A 21,420-nucleotide genomic window follows, 5' to 3' on the forward strand; every position below is an offset into this window, starting at 1 on the left:
GGTCCGCCCGCACAGCGCCACAGCCGCACGCCCCGGTCCGCAGAGCAGCGCAGCCGCCCGCCCCTCGGCTCCCGGGCGCGCGCGCCCTGTACGCCCCCGCCAGGCAGGCCGCGAGGTCCGGGCAGAAGCGGAAGGGGCGCAAGGCCCACCGTGCCGCCCCATCCCGCCTCACCCGCATGGTCACCACCACGTTCGCTCACCTCAGCTTCGGGTCGAGGGCGTCGCGGACCGCGTCGCCGAGCATGATGAAGGCGAGCACGGTGATCGCGAGGGCTCCGGCCGGCCAGAGGAGCATGTGCGGGGCGTTGCGGATGTAGGCGGAGGCCGAGGAGATGTCGATGCCCCAGCTGACCGTGGGGGGTTTGAGGCCCACACCGAGGTACGACAGGGTCGCCTCCAGCGAGATGTAGGTGCCGAGGGCGATGGTCGCCACGACGATCACCGGGGCGATCGCGTTCGGGGTGATGTGGCGGAGCAGGAGGCGCAGGTTGGAGGCGCCCAGTGCCCTCGCCGCCTGTACGTAGTCGTTCTGTTTGGCGGTGATGACCGAGCCGCGCGCGATGCGGGAGAGCTGCGGCCAGCCGAGCAGCACCATGAAGCCGATCACCGGCCAGACCGTGCTGCTGGTGACCACCGACAGCAGGACCAGGCCGCCGAGGACGACGGGGATCGCGAAGAAGATGTCGGTGATGCGGGACAGGATCGAGTCCCACCCGCCTCCGAAGAAGCCGGCGAGGCCGCCGAGGGCCGACCCGAGGATCGCGACGCCCAGCGTGGCGCAGACACCGACCGTGACCGACGTACGGGCGCCGTACACCGTGCGCGTGTAGACGTCGCAGCCCTGACCGTCGTAGCCGAAGGGATGGCCGGGCTGCGAGCCCTCCTGGGCCTTCGACAGGTCGCACTTCAACGGGTTCCCCGACGCGATCAGCGACGGCCACAGGGAGATGACGACCAGGAAGAGGATCAGCAGCGCGGAGATGATGAAGACAGGGTTGCGGCGCAGGTCGCGCCAGGCGTCGGACCACAGCGAGCGGGGCCTGTCCCGAGGGCCCGTTCCCTCGGGGCCCTTCTCCAGGGTGGTCGCCTCGCTCACGGCGAGGTCCATCGCGCCGCCCATGCCGGTCGCGGCGATCGCACCCTCTGATTCCTGGGGTTCAGGCATAGCGGATCCTGGGGTCGAGGACGGCGTACAGCAGGTCGACGAGCAGGTTGGCCACCAGGAACACCAGGACGAGGACGGTGACGAAGCCGACCACTGTCTGGGTGTTCTGCCGCAGGATGCCCTGGTAGAGCTGGTAGCCGACGCCGTGGATGTTGAAGATGCGCTCGGTGACGATCGCACCGCCCATCAGAGCGCCGATGTCGGTGCCGATGAAGGTGACCACGGGGATCAGGGAGTTGCGGAGCAGATGCCTGATGATCACCCGGCGTCTCGGCAGTCCCTTCGCCACCGCCGTACGGACGTAGTCGGACCGCCTGTTCTCCGCGATCGACGTGCGGGTCAGCCGGGTCACGTACGCCAGTGACACGGAGGCGAGGACCAGGCCCGGCACGATGAGTTCGCTGAACGTGGCATCCGTCGACACCGACGGTTTGATCCAGCCCCACTCCACCCCGAGGAGCAGTTGGAGCAGCAGACCGGTGACGAAGGTGGGCACGGAGATCACGACGAGGGTCAGCAACAGCACCGTGGTGTCCACCGGGCGCCCTCGCCTGAGTCCTGTCAGCACGCCCAGCGTGATGCCGATGACGATCTCGAAGACGATGGCCACGACGGTCAGCCGGATGGTGACCGGGAACGCCGTCGACATCAGCTCGGTGACCTTCTGGCCGTTGAACGCGGTGCCGAAGTCGCCGGTGAAGACGTTCCCCATGTAGGTCAGGTATTGCTGCCAGAGCGGCTTGTCGAGGCCGAACTCCTTCTTGAGCTGGGCGGCCGTCGCCGCGTCGCACTGCTTGTCGCCGCACAGGCCGGCGATGGGGTCGCCCATCACGTTCACCATGAGGAAGATCAGCAGGGTAGACCCGATGAACACCGGGATCATCTGGAGCAGGCGCCGGACGACGTACCGTCCCATGGCGCGGTCAGCCGACCTTGATCTCGTCGTAGACGGGAACGCTGAACGGGTTGAGCTTCACGTTCGAGAGCCGCTGCGAGTAACCGGCGCTGCCGTTCTGGTACCAGAGCGGGATGGCGGCCATGTTGTCCCGTACGACCTCCTCGGCCTGCTGGAACTTCTCGACGGCCTTGGCGGTGTCGGCCTCGGCGTTGGCCTCGTTCACGAGCTTGTCGAAGTCCTTGTTGGACCACTTGCCGTCGTTGGAGGAGGCGTTGGTGTAGTAGAGCGGCTGGAGGAAGTTCTGGATGAGCGGATAGTCCATCTGCCAGCCCGCCCGGAAGGGGCCGCTCATCTTCTTCGCGGTGATCTGGCTGCGGAAGTCGGCGAAGGTGCCGACCGGGTTGCCGACGCAGGCCTTGTCATTGCCGAGCGCGTTGTTGATGGAGTTGCAGACCGCGTCGACCCACTGCTTGTGGGAGCCGGTGTCCGCGTTGTACGTGATCTTGACCTGGCCGCCGGGAAGCCCGCCGCCGTCCTCGATGAGCTTCTTGGCGGCGTCGGGGTCGTAGTCGCAGGCGTCCCCGCACAGACCGTCCTTGAAGCCGCCCTCCTCGCCGAGCACCGGGGAGGTCCAGTCGGTGGCCGGGGTGCGGGTCTTCTGGAAGATCGTCTCGGTGATCTGCTCTCGGTCGATCGCCCGGGACAGGCCGGTGCGGACCTTCTCCATGCCGGCCGTGTTCCAGTTCTTGTCGTAGAACGGGAAGGCGAGGGTCTGGATGATGCCGGCGGGAGTGTTGATGTAACGGTCACCCAGGTCGCTCTTGACGTTCTTGAGCTGGGCGGCTGGCACGTCGTCGACCAGGTCGAGGTTGCCGGCCATCAGGTCGGTGTAGGCGGTGTTGTTGTCGGTGTAGACCTTGAGGGTCACACCGCCGTTCTGTGCCTTGTCCGCGCCGGGGTAGGCGTCCCACTTCTTCAGGGCCATCTGTGAGCCCTTGGTGTACGAGTCGATGGCGTACGGCCCGTTCCCGACCGGCTTCTTCACCCAGGCCTCGTGGTCGGTGAAGAACGCCTGTGGGAGGGGGGCGTAGGCGGGGTAGCCGAGAGTGTCGGGGAAGGTCGAGAACTTCTGGCTGAGCTTGACGGTGAAGGTGTTGGTGCCGGTGACCTTCAGCCCGGAGAGCGTGTCGGCGGTCTGCTTGCTGCCGTCCTCGGGGTGCGTCTTGTCGTATCCGTCGATGTAGCCGAAGAAGTACGCGTTCTTCTGGTTGTTCTTGAGGGAGGCCCCGTAGTTCCAGGCGTCCACGAACGACTTGGCGGTGACCTTCTCACCGTTGCTGAAGGTCCAGCCGTCCTTGATCGTGATCGTGAAGTTCTGCGAGTCGCTCGTGTCGATCTTCTCGGCGAGCATGTCCTCGGCCTTGCCCGTCTCCGGGTTGTACTTCTTCAGACTGCGGAAGATCATGTCGAGGACCTTGCCGCCCTGCACCTCGTTGGTGTTGGCGGGCTCCAGAGGGTTCTGCGGATCGCCCCACGAGGAGCTGAGCACCGCGCCGCCGTCCCCGCTGCCGCCACTGTCGCCGTCCCCACCGCCGCAGGCCGTCGCCGCGAGGGCTACGGCCGCCGCGCATGCGGCCCATTTGGCGTGCGTGGCTCCACGCATGGAGTGCCTCCTCAAGACTGATCCGTTACCGGCCAATATCAGTCCAGAAAGGGCATACCGCATGTCTGGATAGGCCTTTGGGGGCAGTGAGGGGCCGCCCCGGAGGGGCATACGACGACCGGGGGCGGAGGCAGCCGGCCTCCGCCCCCGGTCGGGGTCGTGCAGGGGTCGTCAGTCCTTGGCCGGCCCCTGGTCGGAAGCCGCCGACTCCGCCGACTCCGCCGCGTCCTCCAGGGCCTTCAGGGCGGGATCCATGATCACGTCCTCGTCGCGGGCCTCCGTGGTCGGGTCCTCCGGGAAGTGGCAGGCCGTCAGGTGGCCGACCTTGTTGCCGGAGATCTGGACCAGCGGGGGCTCGTCCGTGGCGCACTTGTCCTGCGCCTTCCAGCACCGGGTGCGGAAGCGGCAGCCGGACGGCGGGTGGATCGGCGAGGGGACGTCACCGGAGAGCCGGATCCGCTCCCGGCGCTCGGTGTCGTCGTCCAACTCGACCTCGGGCACCGCGGAGAGCAGGGCGTGGGTGTACGGGTGCCGCGGCCGGTTGTAGATCGAGTCCCGGTCGCCGACCTCGACCACCTTGCCGAGGTACATCACCGCGACACGCTGCGAGAAGTGCCGTACGACGGCCAGGTCGTGGGCGATGAACAGGAAGGCGATGCCGAGCTCGTCCTGGACCTTCTTGAGCAGGTTGACGACCTGCGCCTGGATCGACACGTCCAGCGCGGAGACCGGCTCGTCGGCCACGATCAGCTTGGGGTTCAGGGCTAGCGCGCGGGCCACCCCGATGCGCTGGCGCTGACCGCCGGAGAACTCGTGCGGGAAGCGGTTGTAGTGCTCCGGGTTGAGGCCGACGAGCTCAAGCAGCTCGCGGACCTTCTTCTCCCGGCCGCCCTCCGGCTCGATGCCGTTGACCTCCATCGGCGACTTGATGATCGTGCCGACGGTTTGCCGCGGGTTGAGCGAGGAGTACGGGTCCTGGAAGATCATCTGGATCTCGGACCGCACCGGCGCGAGCTGGCGGCGCGAGGCACGGGTGATGTCCTGGCCCGCGTAGGTGATCTTGCCGCTGGTCGGTTCCAGGAGCCGGGTGATGAGCCGGCCGGTGGTCGACTTGCCGCAGCCGGACTCGCCGACCAGGCCGACGCTCTCGGCGACTCCGACCGAGAGGTCGATGCCGTCCACGGCTTGCACCGCGCCGACTTTTCGTTTGATCGGGAAGCCGCCGTAGATCGGGAAGTGCTTGGTCAGCCCTTCGACCTTCAGCAGTGTCTCGGGCGCGGCGGTATCGGCGGAACCCTGCTGGGCGGGGAGGGTGAGGTTGTCGCTCATGTCTCGGTTCTCCCTAGCGCAGCCGGGGCTGGATCTTGTCGATGAAGATGGTCTGCTTCTGCTCCGCCGTCAGATGGCACGCAGAGGCGCGGCCCTCGGCCAGCGGCGGCCGGGAGTCCGTGCAGAGCGTGCCGGCCACCTCGTCCTTGAAGGTGCACCGCGGGTGGAAGGGGCAGCCCGAGGGCGGGTTGAGCAGCGAGGGCGGGGAACCGGGGATCGGCACGAGTTCCTCGTCGACGTCGCTGTCCAGGCGCGGCATCGAGCTGAGCAGGCCCCAGGTGTAGGGGTGGCGCGGCGCACGCATGACCTCGCGGACGTTGCCTCGCTCGACGGCCCGGCCCGCGTACATCACCAGCAGGTCGTCGGCCATGGTGGAGATGACGCCCAGGTCGTGGGTGATGAAAATGATCGCGGAGCCGAACTCCTGCTGGAGGTCCTTGAGCAGGTCCAGGATCTGGGCCTGCACGGTGACATCCAGCGCGGTGGTCGGCTCGTCGGCGATCAGCAGCTCGGGGTCGCACATCAGCGCCATGGCGATCATCGCGCGCTGGCGCATACCGCCGGAGAACTGGTGCGGGTAGTCGTCGAAGCGCATCTTGGGCTGCGGGATGCCGACCTTCTCCAGCATCTGGACCGCCCGGTCCTTCGCCTCCTTCTTGGAGGCGCCGCGGTGCTTCATGAACGGCTCGGACAGCTGGCGGCCGACCGTGTAGAACGGCGACAGCGCGGTCAGCGGGTCCTGGAAGATCATCGCCATCTTGTTGCCGCGGAGCTGCTCCAGCTCCCGCTCGGTGGCGGTGACGAGTTCCTTGCCGTCGAGGACGATCTCGCCGTCGACGGTGGTGGTGCGCGGGTTGTGCAGGCCAAGGACCGTCAGATTGGTGACGGACTTGCCGGAGCCGGACTCGCCGACGATGCCCAGGGTCTTGCCGCGCTCGACGTCGAAGGACAGGCCGTCGACGGCCTTGACGATGCCGTCCTCGGTGGAGAACTGCACCTTCAGATCGCGCACTGAGAGGAAGCTGTCCGAGCCTGAAGGGGCCGGGGCGTCCTCGGTCTTGGTCAGTGTGGTCACGGTGGTTCGTTCTTCCTAGGAGAGACGGACGCGCGGGTCGATGAGGGCGTACGCGATGTCCGTGAGGATGTTGATGATCAGGATGAAGAAGGCACCGAACAGCATGACGCCCATGGTCAGCGGGAGGTCCTTGGTCTGCGCACCCTGAACGGCGAGACGGCCCACGCCCTGGAGGGAGAAGGTGATCTCGGTGACGACGGCACCGCCGAGCATGGAACTGATGTCGATGCCGAGGACGGTGACGATCGGGATGAGCGATCCGCGCCAGGCGTAGCGGAAGAAGACGTACGGCTTCGACATGCCCTTGGCCCGGGCGGTGCGGACGTGCTCCTCGGCGAGTTGCTCGATCATCGAGGAGCGCGCCATACGCGTGTACTGGGCGGTGAAGATGGTGGCCATCACCAGGACCGGCAGCAACATGCCGATGAACCAGCCCCACGGGTCCTCGGTGATCGGGACGTACTTGGGGCTCTCCATCAGTCCGGTGCTGTAGACGAGGATCCACAGGACGATCGGACCGAGGAAGTAGATCTGGAACGAGCTGAGCACCATGGACGCGCCGGTGGCGACCTTGTCGAGCAGTGATCCCCGCCGGTAGGCGGCGATCATGCCGGCGCCCACACCCACGACCAGGAAGACGACGGCACCGCCCGCGGTGAGCGTCAGGGTGGTCGGGAAGCGGTCCATGATCGTGGACCAGACCATGTCGCCCTGGTTGAAGGAGACACCGAGGCAGGGGGCGCTGCAGTGGCCCTGGGGGAAGTCACGGCCGGTCACAATGCCGGACATGAAGTCCCAGAACTGCTGCGCGATGGGCAGGTTGAGGCCGAGCGCCTCGCGGATGTCCGCCAGTCTCTGGGGAGAGCAGTCCTTGCCACAGGCCAGGGAGGCGTAGTCGGAGGGCGCGGCGACGAACAGGAAGAACGTGGCGGCGCCGATGAGAAAGAGGGTGACCAGGGCACCGACCGTGCGCCGGAGGATGAACTGAAACATGGCGGGAGGGCTGCTCTCTGCGGAGACGGTGGGAGGTTTCACGGAGGTGCGGGGGCGCGCTCCGCCTGGTGCGCGCCCCCGCGATCAGCCGTAGAGAGTTACGACTTCAGGTACAGGCGGGTCATGTCGATGAGGCTCGACACGCTGCTGTAGCGGGCACCGCCGACGTTGGAACCGCTGAGCTGGAAGCTCTTCGTGTACCACAGCGGAGCACCGGGAAGGACCTTCTCCAGCAGGTAGTGCTGCGCTTCCTTCCAGGTCGCGGCGGCCTCGGTGGGCTCCTGGGTCAGCGCCTTCTGGATGAGGGCGTCGACCTTGGCGTCCTTGACGTGCGAGTAGTTCGGCGAACCGTCGGAGACGAGCGAACCGTCGTAGATGGGCGTGATGACCGTGCCCGCGGACGGCCAGTCCTGGCCCCAGCCCGTGATGTAGATGTCGTACGGGTTGTTGAGCTTGCCGATCTGCTCGTAGTAGCTCGCGGAGTCGACTTCCTTGGCCACGACCTTGAAGCCCGCCGAGGTCAGCGCGTCCTCGATGGCGACCTTGCGCTTCTGGCCGGGCTCGTTGTTGTTGTAGGCGTAGACCAGGGTCTTCTCGGAGGCCGGGACGCCCTTGAGGATCTCCTTGGCCTTGGCGAGGTTGCCCTGCGGCGTCTTCAGACGGCCGTACGGGTCGTAGTTCGCCTCGTAGCCGGGCAGAGTCGGGGCGAAGTAGTTCGGGGCCACGTCGCCGCCGTACGCGCCACCCTCACCGGCGATGAGGGACTTGGAGTTGACCGCGTAGGTCACGGCCTGGCGGACCTTGAGGTCCTTGACCCGGTCGAGGTTGAAGGACAACGACATCACGTAGGGCTGGTAGCCCTTGACGGTGCGCTTGTTGACCGACGCGTTGCCGATGACGTCCTGGATCTGAGTGGCCTCGACGCCGCCGGTGAACTGGATGGCGTTCTTGTCGTCACCCTGGTCGGCGATCAGACGCTTGGTCTGGGTCGACTCGGTGACGCCGAACTGGAAGTCGAAACCGTTCACGTACTGATGGCGCACGGAGTCGGTCTTCGGGTCCCAGTTCGTGTTCTTCGCGAGCACGAGGGACTTGCCGACCTTGTACGACGCGATCTTGTACGGACCCGTGGCGACCGGGGCCGTGTCGTACTTCTCCTTGGTGTCGGTCTTCTCCGGCACGACCGCGTAGCCGGCCATGGCCAGCGTCTGCGGCAGGTCCGGACGGGCCTGGTCGAAGTGGAAGACGACCGTCTTGTCGTCCGGCGTGTCGAGGACCGAGGCGGGCAGGTGCTTGCCGTCGAAGCCGCCGCCCGGAAGCAGCTTGCGGTAGTCGCTGGCGTACTTCTTACCGGCCAGCCACTGCTGCAGGTAGGGCGGGCCATCGAAGATGAACTTCGCGAACTGGCGCTCGACCGTGTGGCGGATGTCGGCGGAGGTGATGGCGCTGCCGTTGGAGTCCTTGACGCCGTCCTTCAGCTTGAAGGTCCACGTCTTGCCGCCGTCGGAGGACTGGCCCGAGTCGGTGGCGAGGTCGCCCACGACCGTGACGTTGCCCTTGTCGTCCTCCTTGAACTGCGTCAGGCGACGGAAGAGCAGGTTGGCGACCTGGCCGGCGTCGGAGACGTAGATCTGGCCCGGGTCCAGGTGGGTGAGGCCCGACTCCTGGTAGACCTGGATGGTGCCGCCGCTCTTGGCGCCGGCGACGTCCGCGGCCGGACCGGTGGAGGCGGCGGCGTCGGCGTAGGTGACCGCCTTCGACTGGGTGGCCGCTTCCTTCTGGTCCTTCTTGGAGTCGGCGCCGGAGTTCGAGCCCTTGTTCTCGGAGCAGCCGGTGAGCGCGAGTGAGCCGGCCGCTATGGCGACCACGATGCCACGCGCTCTGCGCGAGGTGAACGACTTCATGTGGCGAATGCACCTACCTGTCGGTTGTTATCCATGAGTACTGCCTGACGCGGCTGGTAGGCCGACGCGGGGGCGGCAGTCACCCCCCACCAATGGACGGTTACCGCCCGGACTTGGGGTCGAAGGCATCCCGGACCGAGTCTCCGAGGAGGTTGAAGGCCAGGACGAAGATCACCAGTGCGATCCCGGGGAAGAAGATGAACGCCGGGTCCTGCTGGGTGTAGTTGGCACCCGCGGCGAACAACCGGCCCCAGTCGGGGGTCGGCTCGACGAAACCGACACCCGCGAAGGAGAGGAAGGCGATGGTGAGGATGGTGCTGGGCAGCTGGTACGTGAACTGCACCAGGATCGGCGTCACCACGTTCGGCAGGATCTCCTTGCGGACGATCCGCCAGGGCGAGGCACCGGAGACCATGGCGGCCTCGACGAACTCCCGGTCACGCAGCGACAGTACGACGGAGCGCACGATCCGGGCCATGCCCATCCAGCCGAGCACCCAGAGCACGATCAGGATCGCCAGCGCCCGGAAGTAGGTGGGCGTCTCCTCACGCGGGTCCACGAAGAACGAGGTGACCACGGGCATGAAGGCGATGAAGAACAGCTGCTGCGGGAAGGCGAGGAAGAAGTCCGTGACCCGGCCCAGCCAGTAGTCCGTCCTGCCGCCGAAGTACCCGCCGAGCAGACCGATGATCACGCCCGTGACCATCAGCAGGACCGTCACGCCGAGCGCCATGAGCAGCGAGGTCCGCATGCCGTACATCAGCATGGCGAACAGGTCGCGGCCGAACTGCGGCTCCACACCGAACCAGTGGTCCCCGGAGATGCCACCGAAGTAGCCGAGCGGGAGCCCGAACTCGTCCAGGATCGGCTTGTCCTGATAGGCCGGGTCCTGGCCGTACAGCGAGTACGGGTTGGTCCCACTGATCTTGGTCAGCAGCGGCGCCGCGAGGGCAACGACGAAGTAGAAAATCACTACCCAGGCACTGATGACCCCGGTACGGTCACGCTTGAAGCGCTGCCACATCAACTGGCCGGGAGAACGACCCTCGAGCTTCTGCTCGCCCTTGGCAGGCTCGGCATCCGTCTCGAGCTCGGGGTCCAAGGCGACTGGACTGGTCATGTGTGTACTTCCCCCGGGGGGTTGGAGAGTTGAGCGCAGCACAGATACCGGCAGGTTCTGTGGTTTGGGGGAACTTTCGCCAAAGTGTTCAACGCGCGTCAAGGGCGGAAGACATAGGGATCTCCCTACCGGCCATATTTTGAGGAAAAATTGCAAAGATTGACACCTGCGCGCGCTTGACACGTGAACCGACAGACCGTCAAAACGGACATATAGCAATGGATTTCTATTCACATGTCCGAAACACGATGGACGGATTACCGATTACCGGACGGTATCGCATAGGTCACGGACAGGCTTCTTACGGGCATGCCGAAGGCCCGGTTCCCCGCTGAGGGAGAACCGGGCTGCCGACGGTCGCCGGCGGTCGGATCAGCCGTGCTTGGCGCGGCTCGCGGCGCGGGCGCGCTCGCGGGCGTCCAGGTTCACCTTGCGGATGCGAACCGCCTCCGGGGTGACCTCCACGCACTCGTCGTCGCGGCAGAACTCCAGCGACTGCTCAAGGGAGAGCTTGCGCGGCGGGACGATCGCCTCGAACGAATCGGCCGAGGAGGACCGCATGTTGGTGAGCTTCTTCTCCTTGGTGATGTTCACGTCCATGTCGTCGGAGCGCGAGTTCTCGCCGACGATCATGCCCTCGTACACCTCGGTGCCGGGGTCGGTGAACAGCACGCCGCGCTCTTGAAGGTTCGTCATAGCGAACGCGGTGACGGCACCGGCGCGGTCGGCGACCAGGGAGCCGTTGTTGCGGGTCTGGAGCTGGCCGAACCAGGGCTCATGGCCCTCGTGGATGGAGTGGCCGATGCCCGTACCGCGGGTCTGGGTCAGGAACTCCGTCCGGAAACCGATCAGACCACGGGACGGCACGACGAACTCCATGCGCACCCAGCCGGAGCCGTGGTTCGACATGTTGTCCATACGGCCCTTGCGGACACCCATGAGCTGCGTGACCGCGCCCATGTGCTCCTCGGGCACGTCGATCGTCATGCGCTCGACGGGCTCGTAGACCTTGCCGTCGACCTCCTTGGTGACGACCTGGGGCTTGCCGATGGTCAGCTCGAAGCCCTCGCGGCGCATCTGCTCGACCAGGATGGCGAGCGCCAGCTCACCACGGCCCTGGACCTCCCAGGCGTCCGGACGCTCGGTGTCGAGCACCCGGAGGGAGACGTTGCCGACCAGCTCGCGGTCGAGGCGGTCCTTGACCTGACGGGCGGTCACCTTGCGGTCCTTGACCGCGGCCTTGTTTTCGGCGCCCTTGCCGGTACCGCCACGACCGACCAGCGGCGAGGTGTTGGTACCGATGGTCATGGAGATCGCCGGCTCGTCGACCGTGATCAGCGGCAGCGGGATCGGGTTCTCGGGGTCGGCGAGGGTCTCGCCGATCATGATGTCCGAGATACCGGCGACCGCGCAGATGTCACCCGGGCCGGCCTTCTCGGCGGGCTTGCGGGTGAGCGCCTCGGTCATCAGCAGCTCGGTGATGCGCACGCTGGACATGGTGCCGTCGCGCTTGATCCAGGTGACGGTCTGGCCCTTGCGCAGCTCGCCCTGCTCGACGCGGAGCAGCGCGATACGGCCGAGGAAGTTGTCCGCGTCCAGGTTGGTGACGTGCGCCTGGAGCGGGGCCGCCTCGTCGTACTCGGGGGCCGGGACGTGGGACAGGATCGTGGAGAAGAACGGCTCCAGGCTGTCGCTGTCCTGCGGGACAGTGCCGTCCTCGGGCTTGGTCAGCGAGGCCACACCGTCCCGCGCACACGCGTAGACGATCGGGAACTCGATCTGGTCCTCGTCGGCGTCGAGGTCGAGGAAGAGGTCGTAGGCCTCGTTCACGACCTCGTCGATGCGCGAGTCGGGGCGGTCCGTCTTGTTGATGCACAGGATGACGGGCAGCCGGGCCTGCAGCGCCTTGCGCAGCACGAAGCGGGTCTGCGGCAGTGGGCCCTCGGAGGCGTCGACCAGCAGCACCACCGCGTCCACCATCGACAGACCGCGCTCGACCTCGCCACCGAAGTCGGCGTGGCCCGGGGTGTCGATGATGTTGATGGTGATGACGTCTCCGCCATCCTTCGGGTGGTACTTCACGGCCGTGTTCTTGGCCAGGATCGTGATGCCCTTCTCACGCTCCAGGTCGTTCGAGTCCATCATGCGGTCGTCGAGCGACTCGGCGGCATGCGCCGCGAAGGCACCGGCCTGCTTCAGCATGGCGTCGACGAGGGTCGTCTTGCCGTGGTCGACGTGGGCGACGATGGCGACGTTACGGATGTCGTGGCGCGTGGCCATGAAGGCGTACTCCTGGAGTGTGAGGAAGGCCGACGCGTACGTCTGTGTTACGCGGACCCTGCCGGGCTCAACATGCCACGGCCTCACCCCATCGTACGGTGCCTCCCGGGCGGGGGCTCGCCGGGCTCAGTCCCCGGCGCGACCCGCCGCGGCCCTCGCGCCCTTCTTCAGGAAGCCCATGTCCTCGTAGACCGGCGTCTGGAAGCCGAAGGCACCGGCGTTCACCACGTCCTTCTTCGCGGCGGACAGCTGGGGCCGCTGGTACAGCGGGATGGATCCGGCGGCCGCCCAGATCCGGGAGTCGGCCTTGCGGATCAGGCCCCGGCTCCTGCCCTGGTCCAGTGTGGTGAGGGCCTGGTCGAAGAGCTGGTCCACCTGGTCCGTGCCGACCCGTGTGTAGTTCTGCTCCACGTTCAGCGAGCCGTCGGCGGCCGGTACCGGCTTGGCGAAGATCGGCCGGGCGTCGGTCGCCGGGAAGGCGGTGGCCGGCCAGGAGTACAGGGCGAGGTCGTACTGCCCGGACGCGATGTGGTCCTTGAAGTAGCTCTCGTCGGACACCTTGGAGATCTCGGTCCGGATGCCGACCTTCTGCAGCATCGAGGAGATCCGCTCGGCCACGGTCCGCAGTGTCTCGGACCCCGGCCCCGACGGCAGCACGAACTTCAGAGTGAGCGCTTTGCCGTCCTTGGCCAGCGCCTTGGCCGCCGCGGCAGCCGGGGCGGGCGTGCCCTTGGGTGCGTACGCCCCGGCCGGTGCCCCGCCCTGCTTGAGCCCGTTCGCGTACTGCTTGCCGTCCTGCGCGAGCTGCCGGGCGTCGCCGTCGCTCTTCTTCGCGTGGTCCTTGGAGTCCTTGGAGTCCTTGGAGTCCTTGTCGTCGCTCTTGTCGTCCTCGCCGACGATGTACGTCCCGTCGTCCCCGTCCTCGGAGTCCCGCTCGGACTTTCGGCCCTTGGCCCCGGCCGCCTTCTCGCCCTTCTCCTCCCCCTTCTCCTTCCCCTTCTCCTTCCCCTTCTCCTTCCCCTTCTCCTTCCCCTTCTCCACGGGCCCGCCGAGCACCCAGCCGGCGTCCGCGAGCAGCGCCGACGCCTCCTTGGTGTCCTGGCCGCCGAGCGCGCCGCTGTTGTCCGCGTAGGCGTCCTGGCCGGAGAGCGCGAGATGGCTGCCGACGGGTACGGCGGGCAGTCCGAGCGGGCTGAGGACGACACGCGCCAGCGCCTTGCGGTCGATGGCGCGGGCCACGGCCCGGCGCACCCGCTCGTCGGCGAGCGGTCCGGCGGCGCCGTTCAGGGCGAGCTGTGTGTAGGCCGGTTCGAGGGACTTGCGGACCTCGAAGCCCTTGAGGGCCGTCTGCTGACGCTCGTACTCCGCGATCGCCTCGCTCTTCTTCTCGCGGGCGCTGATCTCGTCGTCGGCGGCGTCCTCGTCGTCCCCGTGGGCGACGGCCCAGGAGCGCAGGGACTCGGCGGCGCCCAGGTTGCTGCCGGAGCCTTGGGCCGGGAGACCGCCCGGGCCCGCGAGCGGGGTGCTGCCTGCCTTGGCGCCCGCGCGGGCGGCGAGGTTGATGCGGCCGAGGGCCTCGGGGTCGATCTCGGCGAGGTCGGCCTTGCCGGCGGCCAGCGCGGTGGCACGCTCGTCGCGGGGTACGGCGCGCAGCACGATCTCGTCGAGCTTGGCGGGGTGGCCCCACCAGCGGGTACTGCGGGCGAGGACGACCTCGTCGCCCTTGCGGTCGACCTTCTTCAGCGTGAAGGGACCGGCGGTGACCTTGAGCTTCTTGCGGGCCGAGTCGTTGAAGGAGTCCGGGGTGCCCATGACGTCCTTGGGGTACAGCGGCGAGAACAGCGAGCGCCAGTCGGCGTACGTCCGCGCGAAAGTGACCCGGACCTCCAGGTCGTCGGCCCCGCGTTCGATCTTCTCGATGCGGTCGTAGCCGGCGTTGCGGGCGGTCCAGTACGCGGAGTCCTTGCCTGACAGGGCACGCCACTGGGCGGCGAAGTCGGCGGCGCCGATCTCCCTGCCGTCGCTCCACACGGCCTGCTGGTTCAGCTTGTACAGCACGACCTGCTTCGGCTCGGTCTCGACGACCTTCGCCGACTCCAGGTAGTCCGGGTTCACCTGCGGCCGCCCGTTCGCGTCGAGGCGGTACATCGACGGCAGGACGGCCTGGGCGACGGTGGTGGTGGTCGCGTCCGCGTCCGACTGGAAGGTGTTCAGGGTCTCCGGTACAGCGTCCACGGCCCAGTGCAGCGTGCCGCCGTCGGCCACCTGGTTGCGCGCGGCGGGCGCGATGTCCTGCTCCGCGAGCGGCTTGCTCGCCTTGTCCTCGGAACCGCACCCGGCGAGCACGGGCACCGCGAGCGCACCCGCGGTGAGGAAGGCGACCGAGCGCAGGACCGCGCGCAGTCCGACGGCGGGGTGGGACATGCCGGTTACCTCCGGGAGTGCGCCGCCGTCACGTTTGGCGGAGTATGGAGCTGATCAGATGTATGCGGCCCACTGAAGAGGAAAGGGGTCGGCAGAGGGCGGCGACACGGCGAAAACGGCGTGGAAGCCCACCCGTGTGGCGCAATGAGCGGCGCGTGGGGGGCGCGCGCGGAGGCTCACGATCCGCCAATCCATGCACATGCCTTCCCAGCGGCAGGTGTGACGCGCAACACTCGCAGGCGCATGACCGTTCCTGCCCAGGGCGATGGCGCCCGCGGAAGTGAGGTCACGTCATGTCCGTGCACGACGAACTGGCATCGGCCCAGCGTTCGCTCGACGAAGTGCTCCGGTATGTAAAACGCCTGGAGCAGCAGTTGGGCAGCGGCGGCCTTGAGATGCGCCGCGTCCGAATGGACGCCGACCGGCTGCGCGAGAGCCTCGCGCTGCTGAAGGAGACCGACCCGGGGCTCGCGAAGACCCGGCGCCCGGATCTGGTCTCCATCTCCGACACCCCCTACGACAACAGCCTGTGGACGGACTCGGACGACGAGGGTCTGGGGGCCCGCGACCGTCGAGCCCCCTGAACCCGACCGGAGTCAAGAGTTGGCCACTGGTACGGAACCTCCCGACACCGAATCCCATACCGTGAGCGGCGGCGTACGCGCCGGTACGCGCGCCGCGATCGACGCCCCGCACCTGCGCACCGACCGCTGGTGGCTGGCGCCTGCGGCCACCGCCGCCGGGCTGTTCGCCTTCATCGTGTACTCGACGTGGCGGGCCTTCGCCGACACGGACTACTACGCGGCCCCGTATGTCTCGCCGTTCTACTCCCCGTGTCTCGCCGAGCGCTGCGAGCCCATGCGCCACGGCCCCAACTGGGAGATCTTCGGCGGCTGGTGGGGCATCTCGCCCGCGATCATCATCCTGATCTTCCCGCTCGGCTTCCGCCTGACCTGCTACTACTACCGCAAGGCCTACTACCGGGGCTTCTGGGCGTCCCCGCCGGCCTGCGCGGTGGCCGAGCCGCACAAGAAGTACACCGGTGAGACCCGCTTCCCGCTGATCCTGCAGAACATCCACCGGTACTTCTTCTACGCCGCGATCGTGGTCGCCGGCATCCTGACCTACGACACCGTGCTCGCGTTCCGCGACGAGCACTACGAGTGGGGCCACATGGGCCTCGGCACCCTGGTGTTCCTGGTCAACATCGTGCTGATCTGGGCGTACACCCTGTCCTGCCACTCCTGTCGGCACATCGTCGGCGGAAAGCTCAGGCACTTCTCCAAGCATCCCGTGCGATTCAAGGCCTGGCAGTTCGTGGGCAGGCTGAACGCCCGCCACATGCTGCTCGCCTGGGCCTCGCTGGTGAGCGTGGCGCTCGCCGACTTCTATGTGTTCCTGGTCGCCTCCGGCGCTTTCGACGATCCGAGGTTTTTCTGATGTCCGTGGTCGACCGACAGGAGTGGGACGTCGTCGTGGTCGGCGCGGGAGGTGCCGGGCTCAGGGCCGCGATCGAGGCCCGCGAGCGCGGCGCCCGTACGGCGGTGATCTGCAAGTCGCTGTTCGGCAAGGCGCACACGGTGATGGCCGAGGGCGGCATCGCGGCCAGCATGGGCAACGCCAACTCGAACGACAACTGGCAGGTCCACTTCCGCGACACCATGCGCGGCGGCAAGTTCCTCAACCAGTGGCGGATGGCCGAACTGCATGCCCAGGAGGCCCCGGACCGGGTCTGGGAGCTGGAGACCTGGGGCGCCCTCTTCGACCGTACGAAGGACGGCCGGATCTCCCAGCGCAACTTCGGCGGCCACGAGTACCCGCGCCTCGCCCACGTCGGCGACCGCACGGGCCTGGAACTGATCCGTACGCTCCAGCAGAAGATCGTCGCGCTCCAGCAGGAGGACCATCGCGAGACCGGCGACTACGAGTCGCGCCTGAAGGTCTATCAGGAGTGCACGGTCACACGGGTGTTGAAGACGGTGTCCGACAGCGGCTCCGCCGCGGGCTCCCGGGTCTCCGGGGTCTTCGCCTACGACCGTGAGACGGGTCGTTTCTTCGTCCTCGAAGCGCCTGCCGTGGTCATCGCCACCGGTGGCATCGGCAAGTCCTTCAAGGTGACGTCGAACTCGTGGGAGTACACGGGAGACGGCCACGCACTGGCCCTGCTCGCGGGCGCGCCCCTGCTGAACATGGAGTTCGTGCAGTTCCACCCGACCGGCATGGTCTGGCCGCCGTCGGTGAAGGGCATCCTCGTCACCGAGTCGGTGCGTGGTGACGGCGGTGTGCTGCGCAACTCCGACGGCAAGCGGTTCATGTTCGACTACGTCCCGGACGTCTTCAAGGAGAAGTACGCCGAGTCCGAGGAGGAGGGCGACCGCTGGTACGAGGACCCGGACAACAACCGGCGTCCTCCCGAGCTGCTGCCCCGGGACGAGGTGGCCAGGGCCATCAACTCCGAGGTGAAGGAGGGCCGGGGATCGCCGCACGGCGGGGTCTTCCTGGACGTGTCCACGCGCATGCCGGCCGAGGTCATCCGGCGCCGGCTGCCGTCCATGTACCACCAGTTCAAGGAGCTGGCGGATGTCGACATCACGGCCGAGCCGATGGAGGTCGGGCCGACCTGTCACTACGTGATGGGCGGTATCGCGGTCGAGTCGGACACGGCGGCGGCGCGCGGGGTGCCGGGGCTGTTCGCGGCCGGAGAGGTGGCCGGCGGTATGCACGGCTCGAACCGGCTCGGCGGGAACTCTCTCTCCGACCTGCTGGTCTTCGGGCGCCGGGCTGGGTGGCACGCGGCCGAGTACGTGACCTCGACGGACCGGCCGCCCCTGGACGAGGCCCAGGTCGACGCGGCGGCCGCCGAGGCGCTGCGGCCGTTCTCGGCGGAGGGCGCGGAACCCGCCGTAGGGCCTCCGGAGAACCCGTACACCCTGCACCAGGAGCTCCAGCAGGCGATGAACGATCTGGTCGGGATCATCCGCCGCGAGGGCGAGATGGAGCAGGCGCTGGAGAGGCTCGCGGATCTGCGGGTACGGGCCCGGCGGGCCGGGGTCGAGGGGCACCGGCAGTTCAACCCGGGCTGGCACCTCGCGCTTGACCTCCGGAACATGCTGCTGGTCAGCGAGTGCGTGGCGCGGGCCGCGCTGGAGCGGACCGAGTCGCGCGGCGGGCACACCCGCGAGGACCATCCGGCGATGGACCGCGAGTGGCGCAACGTCAACCTGTTGTGCCAACTGACCGACCCGACGGGCGGGTTGGCGGCCACGGACCCGGTCCGGGGCCAGATCGACCTCACCCGTGAGACCACCGACCCCATCCGCGCCGACCTGCTCGCCCTCTTCGACAAGGAGGAGCTGGTCAAGTACCTCGCCGAAGAGGAGCTGTACGAATGAGCGGCTACACGGCCCACTTCAAGGTGTGGCGGGGGGATGTGAAGGGCGGTGACCTGGAGGACTTCAAGGTCGACGTCAACGAGGGCGAGGTGGTCCTTGACATCATCCACCGCCTCCAGGCCACCCAGGCGCCCGACCTTGCCGTCCGCTGGAACTGCAAGGCGGGCAAGTGCGGTTCGTGCTCGGCGGAGATCAACGGGCGACCCCGGCTGATGTGCATGACCCGTATGTCGGTGTTCACGCCGGAGGAGACGATCACCGTCACGCCCCTGCGGGCCTTCCCGGTGGTCCGCGACCTGGTCACGGACGTCGGATTCAACTACCAGAAGGCGCGCGAGGTCCCGGCGTTCGTGCCGCCCTCCGATCTCGGCCCCGGTGAGTACCGGATGATGCAGGAGGACGTGGACCGCTCGCAGGAGTTCCGCAAGTGCATCGAGTGCTTCCTGTGCCAGGACACCTGCCATGTCGTCCGTGACCACGAGGAGAACAAGACGGCGTTCGCGGGCCCCCGGTTCCTCATGCGGGTGGCGGAACTGGACATGCACCCGCTGGACGCGGCCGAGGACACCGGCCTGGACCGCAAGAAGACGGCCCAGGACGAGCACGGTCTCGGCTACTGCAACATCACCAAGTGCTGCACGGAGGTCTGCCCCGAGGGCATCAAGATCACGGACAACGCGCTGATCCCCTTGAAGGAAAGGGCCGTCGACCGCAAGTACGACCCGCTGGTGTGGCTGGGGTCGAAGATCAGGAGGAGGTCTTCCTAGCCGGCTTCATGGACTGCCGCTGGACGTACAGCCCCGCGGCGAACACGGCCATGCCGCCCATCGCGACCGCGAAGTTGCCCATGTCCGGTCCGTGGAGCGGGCCGACGAACAGGAAGGTGCCGATACCGGCCATGGCGATCAGGGTGCCGTAACCCCACACCCGGGGCCGCAGCACCTTGGCCCGCCCCCGGCCCGGCGTGAGCCAACCCACGCTGATCGCGGCCACGGAGAGCACCACGCCGGTCGTCAGGACCAGGACCGAAAGGATCTCCAGTACCTCGTGCATACCGATCATCGTCGCACGAGGTCCAGCACCCTGACCAGGTTGGACTCCGCGATCTCCCGCATCCACTCCGGGTTCGGGAAGTCGCCCTCGATGAGGCGCAGGGGCCCCGCGACCAGGGACACGTGCATGGCGAGGCGGTACAGACGCACCCGGTCCTCGTCCAGGTCGGGGGCGTGGAGGGCGTCGTAGTGCGGGCCGAAGCGGATCCGCAGGAAGACGTGCTCCCACTCGACGTCGAAGTACATGAGGCCTTCGATGTCGATCAGGGCGGGACGGCCCTGGGCGTCCAACAGGACGTGGTCGGCGCCGAGTTCGCCGTGGATGAGGGTGTGGCGGTCCCGGGGCCGTACGGCCGCCGCGAGCCGTCGCACGGTCTCCTCGAGCTCCTCCCGTACGCCGGCGATCCGCTCGTCCCGTACGGCTGCCTGCTCGATGTGGCGCAGGGCGCCCTCGGTGATGCGCCGCTCGCACGAACTCGACGACGAGGTACCGCCGTTGTCGACGAGCCCGACCTTGCCGAAGGCGGGGCCTTCCTGGGCGTGCAGGGTCGCGAGCTCGGCGGCCAGCTGGTCCAGGGCTGCACGGCCCGCGACCGGGTCCCGTTCCAGGGCCTCCTCCAGGCTGCCCCCGGGCATGTCCTCGACGACCACGGCGTCCAGCGTGGTGTCGGAGTACAGGAGGCGGGGGGTGCGGACACCGGCCGCGACCAGGCGGTCGTGGGCGGCGGTGAACACGTCGAGGCTCGTGCCGGGGGAGAAGGGGTCGCGGAGGTCGGACGGGCCGGAGTCCCAGTAGTCCTCGTCGGCGGACCACACATAGGCGACGACGGTCGTGTCGTCGTCCAGGGTGAGCCGGTAGACGCCCTTCTTGGTGCCGCCGCGGAGGCGGGTGACGGCGGCGGGAGTGCGGCCGGTCGCGGCGCGGGCGAGGGGGGCGAGGTCGTCGCGGGTGAGGTGTCTGCGGGTGGTGGTCATTCGGGAGATGCTCGCAGGCGGGTGCTGTCGAGCGCCTGTTGTTTTCAGCGGATCCAGTCCCTCTCGTACGCCCTCCAGTCCCCCTCCGTCGCCGCGAAGTCCACGTACAGCGCCACCCCGAAGTTCGCCCGGTCCGCGTCTGTGCGGGACAGGCCGAGGCGGACGCCCCGGACGGCCGCGGGGACCGTCTCCGCGGCGGCCCGGTGGCCGAGCTTGTTCTCGTGGAAGAAGGGCAGGCCCATCAGGAGGTCCGTCGAGGGCGGGGTCACCTCCAGGGCCAGCGAGGTCTGCTGGGCGACGTAGCCGCCGTAGAGGCTCTCCAACGGCGTCGACGTGTCGTACGACATCACCGCGATCTGGTCGACGCGTCGCGCGACCCGGCCGAAGTAGGCCTGCGACCACCACTTGGGGTGCCCGGTGAGGGTGCCCGCGACGGAGTGCAGTGCGGGCAGCGGGTCGATCTGGTGGGCGGCGACGGACAGGGGCACGCCCTGGGCGCGGGTGACCTGGTGGAGGGCGCCCAGGAGGTCGAGGTAGTCCTCGTCGCCGGAGTGCAGGGGCTCCAGGTCGAAGTGGGCGCCGTCGAATCCGGCGGCGAGGATCTGGCGGGTGGAGCGGACGACGGCGACGCGGGTGTCCCGCTCGGACAGGCGCAGCCCGTCCGGGCTCTCGGTGGCGAGCTTGTCGCCCAGCCAGGCCTGGACCCGGATGCCGGGCGCCGCCTCATGCATGGCGCCGATCAGCCCACGCGCCTTCGGATACGCCGACCGGGGCAGGGTTCCGTCGTGCTCCAGGGGGCCCGCGTGGACGTACAGATCCCGGATGCCGGTGTCCCGGAGGCGGCGGGCGAGGGCGGCGACGTCGGCGTCGGTCCTGCGGCCGTCCACCCAGGCGTGGCCGAGCCAGATCGCGTCCTTGCCGCGGGTGCGGGTGCCGTCGGCCGGGGCGCCGGTGTAGTTGAGCCGGAGGGCGACGGCGACGGTGAGGAGGGGGAGCAGGACGACGAGCGCGAGCCCGAGCACGCTCCAGCGAATCCAACGGCGGCGTCTCGGCTTCGGCGCCGGTAGGTCCTTCTCGCCCTCGCCGTCCCCGCCCGGCTGTATGTCCTGCCCGTCCGACATCCGCTCCCCCGCCCTCTCGCCGTACCTCC

General features: G+C 68.1%; 17 protein-coding genes. 4 read left to right on the forward strand and 13 right to left on the reverse strand.

Annotated features, from left to right (window positions below):
* Positions 1-196 precede the first annotated feature (196 nt).
* The 10 genes from ACI2L1_RS01365 to ACI2L1_RS01410 all read right to left on the reverse strand — a co-directional run bounded on the left by ACI2L1_RS01365 (position 197) and on the right by ACI2L1_RS01410 (position 14,851).
* Complete coding sequence (locus tag ACI2L1_RS01365) at positions 197-1,165, reverse strand: ABC transporter permease (RefSeq protein ID WP_404737241.1); 969 nt, start codon at positions 1,163-1,165, stop codon at positions 197-199.
* On the reverse strand, positions 1,158-2,081 hold the full coding sequence (locus tag ACI2L1_RS01370) for an ABC transporter permease (RefSeq protein WP_404737242.1): 924 nt from the start codon (positions 2,079-2,081) through the stop codon (positions 1,158-1,160). Before ACI2L1_RS01370 ends, ACI2L1_RS01365 begins: the two co-directional genes overlap by 8 nt.
* A 7-nt stretch (positions 2,082-2,088) precedes the next feature.
* A complete protein-coding gene (locus tag ACI2L1_RS01375; protein ID WP_404737243.1) occupies positions 2,089-3,726 on the reverse strand; it encodes an ABC transporter substrate-binding protein in 1,638 nt (545 codons plus the stop codon).
* Positions 3,727-3,897: 171 nt separating this feature from the next.
* Entirely contained in the window at positions 3,898-5,055 is a 1,158-nt protein-coding gene (locus ACI2L1_RS01380; protein ID WP_404737244.1) for an ABC transporter ATP-binding protein, read from the reverse strand.
* Positions 5,056-5,068: 13 nt separating this feature from the next.
* Entirely contained in the window at positions 5,069-6,130 is a 1,062-nt protein-coding gene (locus tag ACI2L1_RS01385; RefSeq protein WP_404737245.1) for an ABC transporter ATP-binding protein, read from the reverse strand.
* A gap of 15 nt (positions 6,131-6,145) precedes the next feature.
* Positions 6,146-7,123 carry an ABC transporter permease gene (locus ACI2L1_RS01390; protein ID WP_404737246.1) on the reverse strand — a complete coding sequence of 326 codons (978 nt, stop codon included), beginning with the start codon at positions 7,121-7,123 and terminating at the stop codon, positions 6,146-6,148.
* A 98-nt stretch (positions 7,124-7,221) separates the two neighbouring features.
* A complete protein-coding gene (locus ACI2L1_RS01395) occupies positions 7,222-9,027 on the reverse strand; it encodes an ABC transporter substrate-binding protein (RefSeq protein WP_404737247.1) in 1,806 nt (601 codons plus the stop codon).
* A gap of 100 nt (positions 9,028-9,127) precedes the next feature.
* Positions 9,128-10,147, reverse strand: a complete 1,020-nt coding sequence (locus ACI2L1_RS01400; protein WP_404737248.1) for an ABC transporter permease — start codon at positions 10,145-10,147, stop codon at positions 9,128-9,130.
* A 372-nt stretch (positions 10,148-10,519) separates the two neighbouring features.
* Positions 10,520-12,427, reverse strand: a complete 1,908-nt coding sequence (typA, locus tag ACI2L1_RS01405; RefSeq protein ID WP_404737249.1) for a translational GTPase TypA — start codon at positions 12,425-12,427, stop codon at positions 10,520-10,522.
* Positions 12,428-12,553: 126 nt separating this feature from the next.
* Positions 12,554-14,851 (reverse strand): ABC transporter family substrate-binding protein, encoded by a 2,298-nt coding sequence (locus ACI2L1_RS01410; protein ID WP_404737250.1) that lies wholly within the window; start codon positions 14,849-14,851, stop codon positions 12,554-12,556.
* Positions 14,852-15,144: 293 nt separating this feature from the next.
* Here ACI2L1_RS01410 and ACI2L1_RS01415 point away from each other — a divergent pair, with 293 nt between their 5' ends.
* The 4 genes from ACI2L1_RS01415 to ACI2L1_RS01430 are packed head-to-tail and all read left to right on the forward strand — an operon-like array spanning position 15,145 to position 19,010.
* Positions 15,145-15,435, forward strand: coding sequence for a hypothetical protein (locus tag ACI2L1_RS01415; RefSeq protein ID WP_404737251.1), 291 nt, complete (start codon positions 15,145-15,147; stop codon positions 15,433-15,435).
* Positions 15,436-15,454: 19 nt separating this feature from the next.
* The gene (locus tag ACI2L1_RS01420) at positions 15,455-16,291 is read left to right on the forward strand and encodes a hypothetical protein (protein WP_404737252.1); all 837 of its coding nucleotides are present in this window, start codon (positions 15,455-15,457) and stop codon (positions 16,289-16,291) included.
* Complete coding sequence (locus ACI2L1_RS01425) at positions 16,291-18,243, forward strand: fumarate reductase/succinate dehydrogenase flavoprotein subunit (protein ID WP_404737253.1); 1,953 nt, start codon at positions 16,291-16,293, stop codon at positions 18,241-18,243. Before ACI2L1_RS01420 ends, ACI2L1_RS01425 begins: the two co-directional genes overlap by 1 nt.
* Entirely contained in the window at positions 18,240-19,010 is a 771-nt protein-coding gene (locus ACI2L1_RS01430; RefSeq protein WP_404737254.1) for a succinate dehydrogenase/fumarate reductase iron-sulfur subunit, read from the forward strand. Before ACI2L1_RS01425 ends, ACI2L1_RS01430 begins: the two co-directional genes overlap by 4 nt.
* Here ACI2L1_RS01430 and ACI2L1_RS01435 read toward each other — a convergent pair.
* From ACI2L1_RS01435 to ACI2L1_RS01445, 3 genes are read right to left on the reverse strand one after another with little or no spacing between them, the layout of a single operon-like run.
* Complete coding sequence (locus tag ACI2L1_RS01435; RefSeq protein ID WP_404737255.1) at positions 18,991-19,296, reverse strand: hypothetical protein; 306 nt, start codon at positions 19,294-19,296, stop codon at positions 18,991-18,993. The two genes, ACI2L1_RS01430 and ACI2L1_RS01435, sit on opposite strands and share 20 nt — an antisense overlap.
* 5 nt (positions 19,297-19,301) lie before the next feature.
* Entirely contained in the window at positions 19,302-20,270 is a 969-nt protein-coding gene (locus ACI2L1_RS01440) for a phosphotransferase family protein (RefSeq protein WP_404737256.1), read from the reverse strand.
* A 44-nt stretch (positions 20,271-20,314) separates the two neighbouring features.
* Positions 20,315-21,391, reverse strand: coding sequence for a hypothetical protein (locus ACI2L1_RS01445; protein WP_404737257.1), 1,077 nt, complete (start codon positions 21,389-21,391; stop codon positions 20,315-20,317).
* Positions 21,392-21,420: the final 29 nt, after the last annotated feature.

The sequence above is a fragment of the Streptomyces sp. NPDC019531 genome (genome assembly GCF_044903305.1).
Lineage (GTDB): Bacteria > Actinomycetota > Actinomycetes > Streptomycetales > Streptomycetaceae > Streptomyces.